This window comes from Flavobacterium sp. SM2513 (genome assembly GCF_050908145.1).
GTDB lineage: Bacteria > Bacteroidota > Bacteroidia > Flavobacteriales > Flavobacteriaceae > Flavobacterium.
In genome coordinates this window covers 1,784,922-1,798,270 of record NZ_CP194228.1, presented here as the reverse complement: position 1 = coordinate 1,798,270, position 13,349 = coordinate 1,784,922, and the positions used below count along the sequence as shown (strand labels likewise).

Below are 13,349 nucleotides of genomic sequence, written 5' to 3'. Positions count from 1 at the left end.
TTATCTTAAGTTTATTAATTGTTTGAAATTAAGCATAAAAAATGCTTTGGTGTATTCTTTTAACGACACGTCAATCATCCGTCGAACCATAAAGTAATACCCTGGCACAAAAAGAATTACCATACTCAGTGACATCATCGTAGCTACACCATTTATTCCGAATTGACTGCCAATATACACAAATAGCGGTGTAACAAAAAATGTTAATAAATTCCATTGGAAATCGATATTTGTTTTTCCTGTTGCAATTACTAAATTACCAATATTACCTCCGACAATTCTAAAAATCATATTTACAGTTAATAACTGAACTAATATTGTAATATCTACAAAATCTTTACCATACAATATTATTGTAATGGGGTAAGCAAATATGGCAATAAGTAGATATAAAGGTATTGTAAGAGTTGCTAAAATATTGGTCATTTTTAAATAATACGCTTTTAATTTTGCACTGTCCGTGTTTATTTTTGATAACGTAGGTGCTCCAACTTTATTTAAGATTGGTATTATAAAAGCCGAAGGTCTACGAACAAGTTCTCTGGCTAAACTATAACCGCCTAAAACATCCGACGGGAAAAACTTACCTATTATCAATATATCTAAATCTCGATTGAAGTAGTTCACAATTTGTCCGCCTACTTGATACATCCCAATTTTTAAGAAATCGCGTGTTTCATAAAATCTAAAATGTACGAGAAAGCCATATTTTCGAACACCAATTATTAAGTATAAAACATTAGAGAAAACAGCTTGAAAAATTACTGAATAAACTAATGCGTAAACTCCGTAGCCGAAAACCGCAAGAAATACTGATAAAAACAATGACAATACTGCAGCAGTAATATCAATTAGACTAACGGAATAGAATAGTAAATTCTTCTGTTCTAAAGTTTTATATTGACGTCCAATGGCTGATAACAATAAGTTTAAACCTATGAGAGGAATTAAATTATTTAATAACGGTTCATCATAGAACGAAGATATAGGACCTGTAATTAGAATTAAAATTAAGTACATTACAATACTAGCGAACCAATTGATCCAATATAAACTTGCATATTGTTTTTTGGTAATATCCTGTTTATGTAATATGGCCGAAGTCAAACCCATATCATTAAATAATTCCATAAAACCCATAACAAACGTTACAAGCGCCATGAGTCCAAAATCACTCTTGTCCAGGAAACGAGTAAGAATCGAAATTTTCAGTATCGCTACAACAGCTAAAACAATGGTGCTAATTGTAGTCCACTTAACGCCTGTTTTAATCTCCTGATTTATGGACATTATTTAGTATATCTATTAAATTAATATGTTGCCTTTTTATTACATCTTCATGAAATAAAGTATCAAGAATGGCTCTATTTATATTTTGACTTTCTACATCTAATATTGAATTGCTATAATATTCAAAATCAGTATCGAAATTAAAAACCACTATACCAATTCTTTTTAGATAATGAAAAACTGGATTCTTTTCACTAAAATAAACCCTAACACCCATATAAAGTAACGCCAGAATATTACCCATTGCTTGCTGTCTGTAATGATAAAAAACTGCCGTGCTACAATCAGATAAAATATTTAGGTACGCACTTCTATCCATAAAGTCAAGTAGTGAATGGAACTTTTCTTTCAATAACGATTTTCCTTCAAGCAGTACCGTTTCCTTATAGAAATCGGCTTTCCCGTAACTTAAAGGCACAATAACATCTCCTAGAAATGCATTTTTACTTAAAATTTTAAAAACATCCAAATGATTATTTTCCAAAGAATTAGAATTTCCGACTAAAACATTTCTCGCCTTTATATTAATACGCAAGTCGTTTTGACCCACTAAATATTGACTAATTGAAAAATATCCGATTTCTTGAAATAGTAACTTATTCTGGTAATGACGTGAGAATAGTTCAAAATCCTCATAAATAAAACTACAGAAAAAATCAATTCTACTATGAGCTTTCTCATAAATAGTATAGTAGTCGTCCGTTTTCTTTATTTTTTTATAATATATTTTTCTTAAAAATTTATTCTTTTTTACGTAGGTAATTACTGAATGTTTTGGATCACTTTTATTTAGATACAATCGAGATTGTGGTGCATATAATTTGTCCATTATTTTAGGCAGATTATAAATGTCAAATCCCCAGGCAATCCATGCAATTTTAATTTTTAAATCAACTTCTAAAATCAGTTTTGCAAAAACATTATTTAGGCCGTGAACAATGATTGTATCTACTTCTGCGTCAATGTTTTTACTAATAAAAAAGCATTCATTTCCTCTAATTACATTTTCATGAATAATTTTTGAATACTTTTTACTTTCAGAGTATTCTAAAATAAAAAATATATTATTACTAGTAACTGATGAGAAATTTTCGATTACATTATCAGTGACTTTTTCATCAGGAATTAGATGTAGAATTTTACCCATTTTTTACAATAGATTCAATAATATGATTAATTTGTATATCAGTTAGTTCATAAAAAAGTGGCAAACGCACTAAGTTTTCTGAATAATAATCTGATAATTTCAAATCTTTCCCGTTGTATTTGTCTTTATAAAAAGAGCTTTTATGCAAACTTAAATAATGAAAAACAGCTAGTACATCGTTTTTCTTTAATCTATCAATTAATTCTGTTCGTTGTTCAACACTTTTGCACACTAAATAAAACATGTGTGCATTATTTGTAGCAAAGTCTGGGAGTGAAGGTAACTTTACTTCATTTTTATCAGCCCAATCTTTAAGACCCTTATAATACTGGATCCAGATTTTTTTTCTTTGTAGTTGTATATCATCAATATTTTCTAATTGTGCAAAGAGAAATGCGGCAATTAATTCTGAAGGTAAAAATGAAGAACCCATATCTACCCATCCATATTTATCGACTTCACCTTTAAAAAAAGCAGATCTATTTGTGCCTTTTTCCCAGATAATTTCAGCTCTTGCCGAAAATTTTTCGTCGTTAATTGCTAACATTCCTCCCTCGCCTGAAATAATATTTTTAGTTTCGTGAAAGGAGAAAGCTGCTAATTGTCCGATGCTGCCTAAAGCCTTGTTAGAACCATCTGAAAATGTAAAATAACTATCTATCGCTTGAGCCGCATCTTCAATAACAATCAAGTTGTATTTGTTAGCTATACTCATTATTTTTTCCATATCACAAGCAACTCCAGCATAATGTACAGGAACTATTGCTTTAGTTCTATCTGTAATTAAACCCTCAATTGAATCTTCATCAATACCAGGATGATCCTTACGACTGTCAACAAAAATAATAGTTGCACCACGTAAAATAAATGCATTTGCAGTGGAAACGAACGTATAAGAAGGCATAATTACTTCATCACCAGGTTGAATATTTGCCAGAATTGCCGCCATTTCGAGCGCATCAGTACAAGAAGTTGTGAGAAGACATTTTTTAAAATGGTACTTTTCTTCAAAAAATTCTTGGCATTTTTTAGTAAACTTACCATTACCTGACAATTTACCTGTATGAACAGCTTCATACATATAGTGCATTTCTTTTCCTGTTAAGTATGGCTTATTAAATGGTATCATTCTTTTTTGTTGTTAGATGATAAATATATTTTAAATCTTCTACTTTATTAAATCCTGCCTTTAAGTGAAAATTTAATGATTCTTTATTTTGAAATGAAAAGGGACTTAAGATTTTATTTATATTACTGTTTTTTGCCCAATAATTATAAGATTGGTTCCATATTTTTGAACCTAACCCCATTCTATTAAATTTTTGATCAATTGCAGTTAATGTAAACCTACCTATTTGTTCTTCATGACTTGTTTTTATTAGATGTATACCGATAATATTTTCATTGTTTTTTTCAACAAAAATTCCATCGGCGAAACTTGCGTTGACTGCATTGTCAATCCATTTTCGATATAAACTTTTTGTCAGTTTTTCACCTATAAGAGGTTCATGATTAAATCTCGAGACAGACGCTACTTGTTCAGCAATACCGTAGCATTCTTTTAATTCATTTTCGGTAAATTCATTTCTAAAATCGTACGGCGCATCTTCATTTAAATACAAATCTTTATTGAATGGTTTTGACATCGTGACCATTATTTCAGTCAAATTTAATTTACAGGCATCTACAATTTTAGCATTAAGCATTTTAAAATTTGAAATGACATATATTAAGTCAAAATTCAGAGTAGATTGTAAAATAAATTCTTGAACATCAAAATCTTGCTGATTTTCGATTATTAATCTGCCAATTCTTAAATTAAAAAAATTACTATCCCATTCTAATGCTTCTATTTTCATTTCGAAGATATCTTTATTTAAATAGTTATTTTATAAATGCATTTTAAATTCTAATCCAAATACTCTTGATTTCATTTTTTCAAATGAAACATCTATTTTTATGATTTTATTCAATTCAAGAAGTGATAAATTCTATTTTTTTAATTGAAGGTTATTTTTTAATTATCCTTTTTAAATAATCAAAATAATCTCCCTTTAAATTCTTTACTTGTTCGTAAATAAAATCCTTTGATACAAAACCTAATCGTATAGCAATCTCCTCTAAACAAGCAATTTTCAAACTCGTCCTTTTTTCAACTGCCTTTACGAATTCTGTCGCTTCGGTCAATGATTCATGTGTTCCTGTATCTAACCAAGCAAAGCCTCTACTCATTTTTTGTAAATTCAATTTATCTTGTTGCAGGTAAGTTTGATTTACTGATGTAATTTCTAATTCGCCCCTTTCAGAAGGCTTGACCTCTTTTGCAATTTTTACAACAGAATTCGGATAAAAATAAAGTCCAACTACAGCATAATCTGATTTTGGATTTTTTGGTTTTTCTTCAATACTAAGAACTTTTCCATTTTCATCGAATTCAGCAACACCGTAACGTTCTGGATCTTCGACATAATAACCAAAAACGACTGCTTTATTTTCTTGCTTGACTGTTTGTACAGAATCAGACAATAATTTTTGCAAACCTGCTCCATAAAAGATATTATCACCTAGAACTAAACACACATCATCTGAACCAATAAATTCCTCCCCAATAATAAATGCTTGTGCTAAACCATCTGGATTAGGTTGTTCTGCATAGGTTAAATTAATTCCCAACTGACTTCCATCACCAAATAATTTTTTAAAATTAGGTAAGTCATGTGGCGTTGAGATGATAAGAATATCTTTGATTCCAGCCAACATCAAAACTGACATTGGATAGTAAATCATTGGTTTGTCATAAATAGGCAAAAGCTGTTTCGATACCGCCAAAGTCAATGGATGTAATCGTGTACCTGAACCGCCTGCTAAAATTATTCCTTTCATAGCTGTTAATTTAAGTTTCTCAGTTATATTGGTTCGTATAATATTTTTGATAATCCCCCGAAGTTACGTTCTTTAACCATTCATCATTAGACAAATACCAATCAATAGTTAACGAAAGTCCTTCTTGAAAAGTGACGCTGGGCTCCCAGCCAAGTTCAGCTTTAATTTTATTGGCATCAATGGCATACCGTAAATCATGACCGGGACGATCTTTAACAAAAGTTATTAACTTCGCTGAAGCACCCACTTCCCGACCTAATTTCTCATCCATTTGACGACACAATTCATTTACCAGGTCAATATTTTGCCATTCATTAAATCCCCCAACATTATAGGTTGCACCTTTTTCTGCTTTATGAAAAACATCATCGATAGCTCTTGCATGATCGATAACAAATAACCAGTCACGAGTATATTTTCCATCACCATAGATGGGCAACGGTTTATTATGAATAATATTATGAATACATAAAGGAATCAATTTTTCTGGAAAATGATTTGGTCCATAATTATTGGAACAATTTGTAATAACTATTGGCAAACCATAAGTATCAGCGTAGGCACGAACAAAATGATCCGACGAAGCTTTTGATGCTGAATAAGGAGAATGTGGGTCGTAACTTGTTTCTTCAGTAAATAATCCTTCTGAACCTAAAGCACCATAAACCTCATCAGTAGAAACATGATGAAAAAGTTTATTAGAAAAATCCTCTTTCCACAATTCCTTTGCAGCATTTAGAAGATTGACTGTTCCTATAACATTTGTCATCACAAATTCTAACGGATTTGTAATAGAACGATCAACATGAGATTCTGCCGCTAAATGGATAATTCCATCTGGTTTATATTTTTCAAATAAATCAAAAATAGCCTTAGCATTGGTAATGTCGACTTTTTCAAAAATGTAATTAGAAGCTTGTTCAATATCTTTAACATTTTCTAAATTTCCAGCATAGGTTAATGCATCGATATTGACGACAGTATAAGATGGATAATTTTGTACAAATCTTCGAACGACATGCGAACCGATAAAACCAGCTCCTCCAGTTATTATGATAGTTTTTTTCATTATTTGCTTTTTACGCCACAAAAATCTAAAATTATCTTGTCTTGATTTATGTTCATTCCTTTAAACTCATTATGTGCTACTAAAAAAACGATTATGTCTGCTTTCTTGGCAGCTTCTTCATAATTGGTTAATTTAAAAACTTTATGTTCAGCAACATTTGGTTCAACTATGTACATGTCTGCATCACCTGCATCTTGCATTACACGCTCAACAATATGAATAGCAGGAGATTCACGTAAATCATCAATATTTGGCTTGAATGCCAATCCCATAATTGCAATTGCAGGTTGTCTTCCAAATTTTAATTCAAAATCTAATCGAGTACTTTTAACTTTTTCGGCACACCAAAACGACTTATAATTATTCGTTTCTCTGGCTTGAGCAATCATACGAGATTCCATCGGAAATTCAGCTGTAATAAAATAGGGATCAACTGCGATACAGTGTCCACCTACTCCACAACCAGGTTGTAAAATATTTACTCGGGGATGTTTATTAGCTAAATGAATTAAATCCCAAACATTAATAGCGGCTTTATCACATATAAGTGATAATTCATTTGCGAATGCAATTTGTGAATCTCGAGAAGCATTTTCAGTTAATTTACACATTTCTGCTGTTCGAGCATTTGTAGCATGTAATTCTCCTTTAACAAATTGACGATAAAATGCCAGTGCTTTTTCAGTTGATTCATCATTTACTCCACCGATAACTCGGTCGTTGTGAACCAATTCATACATTACATTTCCTGGTAAAACACGTTCAGGACAATAAGCAATATTAAGTTTGCCTACTAATTCTGGCCGTTCTGTAAAAATATAGTCCATCATTTTCTCAGTAGTACCAACAGGAGAGGTTGATTCGATAATATATAAATCATTCTCCTTCAATAACGGCAAAATGGATTTAGTTGCAGCAGTAACATAAGAAATATCAGGTTGGTGATTTCCTTTAAAAGGAGTGGGAACTACAATTAAATAGGTGTCTGCTTTTATGGGTTTCGTTCCTGCTTTCAAATATCCTTCTTTAACGGCATTTGCGACAGCCTCATCAAGACTTGGCTCCACAATGTGAATTTTTCCTGCATTAATTGTATCTACAACATGCTGAGAAATATCTACACCGTAAACAGAAATATTATTGTTTGCTATTAAAGCAGAAGTGGGTAATCCTATATATCCTAATCCTATTGTAACTACTTTTGGTTCCATTAGTTTACTAATTTATATTTTTTATGAAATTTACTATTTTTTCGCATGCCTTTCCATCACCATAAGGGTTATGTAAAGCACTCATCGCTTTATATTTTTCCTTATTGTCTAATAATTCTTGTGCTTCAAAAATAATTTTTTGTTTGTCAGTACCTACTAAAATCACGGTTCCCGCTTGCACAGCTTCTGGTCTTTCTGTAGTATCACGCATCACCAAAACAGGTTTTCCTAAACTTGGAGCTTCTTCTTGAACACCACCTGAATCAGTAATGATTAGATAAGACTGCGTCATAAGCCAAACGAAAGCTGGATAAGCCAAAGGTTTAATTAGATGAATGTTTGAAATTCCAGAGAGTATTTCATATACCGGTTTTTCAACATTGGGATTTAAATGAACAGGATAAATAATTTGCACGTTGGGATTAGCAGTAGCTAATTCTTTCAAAGCTTGACAAATACGTATAAAACCATCACCGTGATTTTCTCTTCTATGACCGGTAACTAGAATTAATTTTTTAGAAACATCTATAATCTGCTTTAAATCTTCAATTTCATTATTGTGAATCGTAGATACCTTATCTGAACTGTATAATAAAGCATCAATAACCGTATTTCCAGTTATTAAAATACTATTCTGTTCAATGTTTTCTTTAAGTAAATTTTCTTCTGACATTTGAGTAGGTGCAAAATGAACATCTGCAATTCTACTCGTAACTTGTCGGTTCATTTCCTCAGGAAAGGGTGAATATTTATTATGTGTTCGAAGTCCAGCTTCTACATGACAAACTTTAGCACCACCATAAAAAGCAGCAATACTTACTGCTAAAGTGGTTGTAGTATCTCCATGCACATATACATAATCGGGCTTAAATTCATCCAAAATAGGCTTTAATCCATTAATGATATCGGCAGTAAGAGTGAATAAATTCTGATTTGGTTTCATTAAGTCCAAATCATAGTCAGGAATTATTTCAAAAAAATCCAAAACTTGATCAAGCATCTCACGATGTTGAGCCGTCACGCATATTTTTGTTTCAAAGTCATTTTTGTTTTTTAAAAATTCCTTCACCAAAGGTGCCATTTTTATTGCTTCGGGTCGAGTACCAAAAACTATCAGATTTTTTTTCATATTTTTTTTCTTATAACTTGGCATCACTTTTAATTCGGGTACTTCCTTTAACATCGTAAACAATTCCATTTGGTTTTAAAAATTGTTTCCAGTTTATATCAGAAAATTCTTCATGAGAAACCCCATGTATGATTGCGTCAGCCCTTAAGTCTTTGTTCAAGGTTCTTGACGATTCTAAATTATATTCTTTTAAAACTTCCTCTGGATTTGCCCATGGATCAAAAATCGAAACTTTAATACCATATTCTTTTAACTCAGTAATGACGTCTACAATTTTTGTATTACGAACGTCAGGACAATTTTCTTTAAATGTAATTCCTAAAACCAAAATTTCAGCACCTTTAATTTGAACATCATTTTTAATCATTAATTTGATTACTTGTCCTGCGACATATTTTCCCATGGAATCATTTAAACGACGCCCCGCCAAAATAATTTCCGGATTATAACCCACCGACTGTGCTTTTTGTGCTAAATAATATGGGTCCACACCAATACAATGACCACCGACTAATCCCGGCTTGAAAGGCAAAAAGTTCCATTTCGTTCCAGCAGCTTCCAATACAGCATGGGTGTCAATTTCTAGTAAATTAAAAATCTTAGCCAACTCGTTTACAAATGCTATATTTATATCACGCTGTGAATTTTCTATTACTTTCGCAGCTTCTGCAACTTTTATTGTCGGTGCCAAGTGAGTTCCTGCTATAATTACGCTTTTATATAATTCATTTACTTTTACTCCGATTTCTGGTGTTGAACCAGCGGTTACCTTCAATATTTTTTCGACAGTATGTTCTTTATCTCCTGGGTTGATACGTTCCGGAGAATATCCCGCGAAGAAATCTACATTATATTTCAATCCAGAAACACGCTCCAACACAGGAATACATTCTTCTTCAGTCGCGCCAGGATAAACGGTAGATTCATAAATAACAATATCACCTTTCTTCAATACTTTTCCAACGGTCTCGCTGGATTTATATAAAGGCGTTAAGTCAGGTCGATTATTTTTATCTACTGGAGTAGGTACAGTCACTATAAAATAATTGCAATCAGCAATATCTTTTAAATCTGAAGAGACGAGTAATCCATTCGTTTTATCTTTTAAATTATCTACGAGAACTTCCTGCAAGATTTCATCTGAAACTTCTAATGTACTATCCGTTCCTGAACGTAAACCAGCAATTCGGTTTTGGTTAATATCAAATCCTACAACAGAGTACTTTGTTGCAAATAATCGCGCCAACGGCAATCCAACATATCCTAATCCTATAACTGCTATTTTTTTCATCTCTTATTATTGTAACTTGTTTTCTATTTTAACTGACTTTGAATCCTTAAATTTTTTTATATTATTTCAAATTTTTCCAATACCAACCAACCGCTTGTTGCAAGCCTTGTTGCATAGAAAATTCCGGATTATATCCCAATAAGCGTTTGGCTTTTTCAATACTTGCCAGCGAATGCGGAATGTCTCCTGCACGGTTTGGACCGTAAACAACTTCTACCGAAGCAATCTTTTCGTCGTGTTGTGCCAAATATTTTTTTAAGGACGCCATCAAATCATTTAATGTTGTACGATCACCAAATGCTGTATTGTAAACGGTATTCATCGCTTCTGGATTCTCAGTAAGCATCGCCAAAACGTTCATTTGAATAACGTTATCAATGTAGGTAAAATCACGAGAGTAATTTCCGTCACCATTAATAATAGGACTTTCGTGAGCCATCAACTGCATCACGAACTTTGGAATCACTGCAGCATAGGCTCCGTCTGGATCTTGTTTACGTCCAAATACATTGAAGTAGCGCAATCCAATACAATTTAAACCATACATACGATGAAAATTATCTGCATAAAGTTCATTTACATATTTTGTAATTGCGTAAGGGGATAGCGGTTTTCCAATTTTATCTTCGACTTTGGGTAATGCTTCCGAATCTCCATAAGTAGATGAACTAGCGGCGTAAATAAACTTTTTTACTTTTGCATCACGAGCGGCTACCAACATGTTTAGAAAACCAGAGACATTTACATCGTTACTTGTAATTGGGTCATTTATCGATCGTGGCACCGAACCTAATGCGGCTTCATGAAGCACATAATCAACTCCGATAACAGCTTTGTGACAGTCTGCAATATTCCGTATGTCTCCAACTATTAAAGTGAAATCAGGATTATTCAATAAGTGCTGAATATTTTGCGTTCTACCGGTTGCAAAATTATCTAAACAAACCACTTTGTTATTATGTAGTAAATGTTCACATAAATTGGAACCTATAAAACCAGCTCCACCTGTTACTAAAATTGTTTTATTTTCTATTTGCTGCATGCTGCGAATAATTTTATATTTGCTAATTGAAAAATTTTTTATCCAAAATACGGTACGAATATCTCGCAGAAAAATTAAAAAATAGTGCTCTTTACAAATTCATTTTCAAAAAGTGTTGATATGGATTTTTTTTGTTCATTTCAGATAGACGTTTCACTGTATAAACAAGTATAATTATAATATTGACCAAAATACTAATAAGTTGTAGGATACTTATTTTTTTTAGCAATGGAACTTATCCTATCTTTTTTAATTCTTTATCCACTACTTCCTTTCGTAAACTAGAACTGGAAAAACGGTGGTCACGGGTATTAAAATAAAACTCAATTCCTTTGCATTCGCAATACTCCCTGCCTGTGAACTGCTTTTCGCGGTATTCATCCCCAATAATACGAACATCAATTTTAAACGACTTTAAAATATCTTCTAAATCTTGTTCTGTTGCATAAGGAACTATTTCATCTACAAACCTACAACCTTTAAGTTGGATGTAACGCTCTACAACCGTTTGAGTTGGTCGGTTTTTTTCAGGCCTATCTAATGTGGGGTCTGTTTGTAAGCCTACGATTAAATAATCACATTGACGTCTGGCTTCTTCTAACATTTTGATGTGTCCTGCATGGAGCAAATCAAAAGCACTAAAGGTTATTCCTACTTTCATCGTTTTATATTTTTTAAATTAGAAGCCTTGCTACGTTAAAATATTTTTTTTTTAAAACTTGTAAAAAAACTTAATCGCGCTTCTTCTATTATATATTCTTAACTGAATATGTTTTGCTTTTATTTTCCTGTTCCAATTGACTGAAAAACAAACCCAATTTTCTGTAGCTCCTCTCCATCTAATAAATTTCTACCATCAAAAACAAAGGCAGGTTTTTGCATATTCTCATAAATTTTTTGCCAGTCGTAGGTTTTAAATTCATCCCACTCCGTCAAAACTGCAATAGCATGTGCTCCTTTACAATTTTCATATACATCTTCGCTAACAGAAATTCCTTTTCGGTTTGCATCTGTAGATCTAGACTCAAGGTAATCCAAATCACTTAATATTTGCATTTCACTAACTTGAGGGTCAAAAATAGCCAAATTAGCTTGTTCATTTAATAAATAATCAGCGACGTAAATAGCTGCAGATTCTCGCGTATCGTTAGTATCCTTCTTAAAAGCCCAGCCTAAAAACGCAATTTTTTTACCAGAAACAGTGTTGTACAAAGTAGAAACAATAGATGTTGCAAAACGACGTTTTTGATGGTCATTCATTATAATAACTTGTTCCCAATAATCAGCGACTTCATTTAAACCGTATGATTTTGCTATGTAAACTAAATTTAAGATATCTTTTTGAAAGCATGAACCTCCAAACCCAACAGACGCTTTCAGAAATTTTGAGCCAATACGACTGTCCATTCCTATAGCTCTTGCAACTTCATTCACATCAGCACCTGTTTTCTCACACAGTTCGGACATCGCATTGATGGAAGAAACTCTTTGTGCTAAGAACGCATTTGCTGTTAATTTTGATAATTCTGAACTCCATAAATTCGTAGTCAAAATACGTTCCTTGGGAACCCAATTTGCATAAATATCTACTAAAGCTTTAACAGCCATTTGTCCTTCTGCATCCGTATCTCCACCAATTAAAACACGATCTGGATTTAATAAATCGGTTACAGCAGTTCCTTCAGCTAAAAATTCTGGATTTGACAAAATCTCAAATTTAACGCCATTTCCAGTATTATGTAAAATATTTTTAATTGCTTCTGCCGTACGTACCGGTAGAGTAGATTTCTCAACAATTATTTTATCAGTTGTAGAAACGGAAGCGATTTGACGAGCACATAACTCGATGTATTTCAAGTCGGCCGCCATACCTTTTCCTAAACCATAGGTTTTAGTAGGTGTATTTACAGAAATAAAAACCATATCTGCTTCATGTATCGCTTTGTCAACTTCAGTTGAAAAAAACAAGTTTCGCCCGCGTGCTTTTGCAACAATAGCACTAAGACCTGGCTCATAAATAGGAATTTGACTTACATCTTCATGATTCCAAGCCGCAATCCTGTCTTTATTAAGATCAACTACAGTAACTTTTATATGAGGACATTTTTCCGCAATAATTGCCATTGTAGGACCTCCCACATAACCTGCTCCAATACAACAAATTGATTCTATTTCCATTTTTTTTACTTTCTACTTTTAATCTCTAGTACTTAAATTACGTGTTAATTTACAAAGATAAAATTATTGATATGCTGTTCCTATACTTTTTTTAAAATACGGTTTAAAC

The 13,349-nt window shown here is 32.4% G+C and carries 12 protein-coding genes; all 12 read right to left on the bottom strand.

Translation table 11 applies throughout. The features are described from left to right. Nucleotides 1-1,290 carry an MOP flippase family protein gene (locus ACQ5J2_RS07415; RefSeq protein WP_432673083.1) on the bottom strand — a complete coding sequence of 430 codons (1,290 nt, stop codon included), beginning with the start codon at nt 1,288-1,290 and terminating at the stop codon, nt 1-3. Continuing rightward, nucleotides 1,268-2,437, bottom strand: a complete 1,170-nt coding sequence (locus ACQ5J2_RS07410) for a TDP-N-acetylfucosamine:lipid II N-acetylfucosaminyltransferase (RefSeq protein ID WP_432673082.1) — start codon at nt 2,435-2,437, stop codon at nt 1,268-1,270. Before ACQ5J2_RS07410 ends, ACQ5J2_RS07415 begins: the two co-directional genes overlap by 23 nt. Further along, the gene (gene rffA / locus ACQ5J2_RS07405) at nt 2,430-3,566 is read right to left on the bottom strand and encodes a dTDP-4-amino-4,6-dideoxygalactose transaminase (protein ID WP_432673081.1); all 1,137 of its coding nucleotides are present in this window, start codon (nt 3,564-3,566) and stop codon (nt 2,430-2,432) included. The genes ACQ5J2_RS07410 and rffA overlap by 8 nt, the downstream gene beginning before the upstream one ends. Continuing rightward, entirely contained in the window at nt 3,553-4,296 is a 744-nt protein-coding gene (locus ACQ5J2_RS07400; protein ID WP_432673080.1) for a GNAT family N-acetyltransferase, read from the bottom strand. Before ACQ5J2_RS07400 ends, rffA begins: the two co-directional genes overlap by 14 nt. Nucleotides 4,297-4,447: 151 nt before the next feature. Continuing rightward, nucleotides 4,448-5,320 carry a glucose-1-phosphate thymidylyltransferase RfbA gene (gene rfbA / locus ACQ5J2_RS07395; RefSeq protein ID WP_432673079.1) on the bottom strand — a complete coding sequence of 291 codons (873 nt, stop codon included), beginning with the start codon at nt 5,318-5,320 and terminating at the stop codon, nt 4,448-4,450. A 19-nt stretch (nt 5,321-5,339) separates the two neighbouring features. Continuing rightward, the gene (rfbB, locus tag ACQ5J2_RS07390; RefSeq protein ID WP_432673078.1) at nt 5,340-6,389 is read right to left on the bottom strand and encodes a dTDP-glucose 4,6-dehydratase; all 1,050 of its coding nucleotides are present in this window, start codon (nt 6,387-6,389) and stop codon (nt 5,340-5,342) included. Beyond that, entirely contained in the window at nt 6,389-7,600 is a 1,212-nt protein-coding gene (gene wecC, locus ACQ5J2_RS07385; protein ID WP_432673077.1) for a UDP-N-acetyl-D-mannosamine dehydrogenase, read from the bottom strand. The genes rfbB and wecC overlap by 1 nt, the downstream gene beginning before the upstream one ends. Nucleotides 7,601-7,607: 7 nt before the next feature. Next, nucleotides 7,608-8,729 carry a non-hydrolyzing UDP-N-acetylglucosamine 2-epimerase gene (gene wecB / locus ACQ5J2_RS07380; RefSeq protein ID WP_432673076.1) on the bottom strand — a complete coding sequence of 374 codons (1,122 nt, stop codon included), beginning with the start codon at nt 8,727-8,729 and terminating at the stop codon, nt 7,608-7,610. 10 nt (nt 8,730-8,739) lie between these two features. After that, on the bottom strand, nt 8,740-10,020 hold the full coding sequence (locus ACQ5J2_RS07375; protein ID WP_432673075.1) for a nucleotide sugar dehydrogenase: 1,281 nt from the start codon (nt 10,018-10,020) through the stop codon (nt 8,740-8,742). Between the two features lie 61 nt (nt 10,021-10,081). Beyond that, a complete protein-coding gene (locus ACQ5J2_RS07370; RefSeq protein ID WP_432673074.1) occupies nt 10,082-11,062 on the bottom strand; it encodes an SDR family oxidoreductase in 981 nt (326 codons plus the stop codon). A gap of 235 nt (nt 11,063-11,297) precedes the next feature. After that, the gene (locus ACQ5J2_RS07365; RefSeq protein ID WP_432673073.1) at nt 11,298-11,723 is read right to left on the bottom strand and encodes an adenylyltransferase/cytidyltransferase family protein; all 426 of its coding nucleotides are present in this window, start codon (nt 11,721-11,723) and stop codon (nt 11,298-11,300) included. 119 nt (nt 11,724-11,842) lie between these two features. Further along, the gene (locus tag ACQ5J2_RS07360; protein WP_432673072.1) at nt 11,843-13,240 is read right to left on the bottom strand and encodes a UDP-glucose 6-dehydrogenase; all 1,398 of its coding nucleotides are present in this window, start codon (nt 13,238-13,240) and stop codon (nt 11,843-11,845) included. Between the last annotated feature and the right edge of the window lie 109 nt (nt 13,241-13,349).

Coding starts and splice junctions, on each gene's coding strand:
- ACQ5J2_RS07415 (WP_432673083.1), bottom strand. CDS start 1,290: ATGTCCATAAATCAGGAGATTAAAACAGGCGTTAAGTGGACTACAATT.
- ACQ5J2_RS07375 (WP_432673075.1), bottom strand. CDS start 10,020: ATGAAAAAAATAGCAGTTATAGGATTAGGATATGTTGGATTGCCGTTG.
- rfbB (WP_432673078.1), bottom strand. CDS start 6,389: ATGAAAAAAACTATCATAATAACTGGAGGAGCTGGTTTTATCGGTTCG.
- ACQ5J2_RS07365 (WP_432673073.1), bottom strand. CDS start 11,723: ATGAAAGTAGGAATAACCTTTAGTGCTTTTGATTTGCTCCATGCAGGA.
- wecB (WP_432673076.1), bottom strand. CDS start 8,729: ATGAAAAAAAATCTGATAGTTTTTGGTACTCGACCCGAAGCAATAAAA.
- rfbA (WP_432673079.1), bottom strand. CDS start 5,320: ATGAAAGGAATAATTTTAGCAGGCGGTTCAGGTACACGATTACATCCA.
- ACQ5J2_RS07400 (WP_432673080.1), bottom strand. CDS start 4,296: ATGAAAATAGAAGCATTAGAATGGGATAGTAATTTTTTTAATTTAAGA.
- ACQ5J2_RS07370 (WP_432673074.1), bottom strand. CDS start 11,062: ATGCAGCAAATAGAAAATAAAACAATTTTAGTAACAGGTGGAGCTGGT.
- rffA (WP_432673081.1), bottom strand. CDS start 3,566: ATGATACCATTTAATAAGCCATACTTAACAGGAAAAGAAATGCACTAT.
- wecC (WP_432673077.1), bottom strand. CDS start 7,600: ATGGAACCAAAAGTAGTTACAATAGGATTAGGATATATAGGATTACCC.
- ACQ5J2_RS07410 (WP_432673082.1), bottom strand. CDS start 2,437: ATGGGTAAAATTCTACATCTAATTCCTGATGAAAAAGTCACTGATAAT.
- ACQ5J2_RS07360 (WP_432673072.1), bottom strand. CDS start 13,240: ATGGAAATAGAATCAATTTGTTGTATTGGAGCAGGTTATGTGGGAGGT.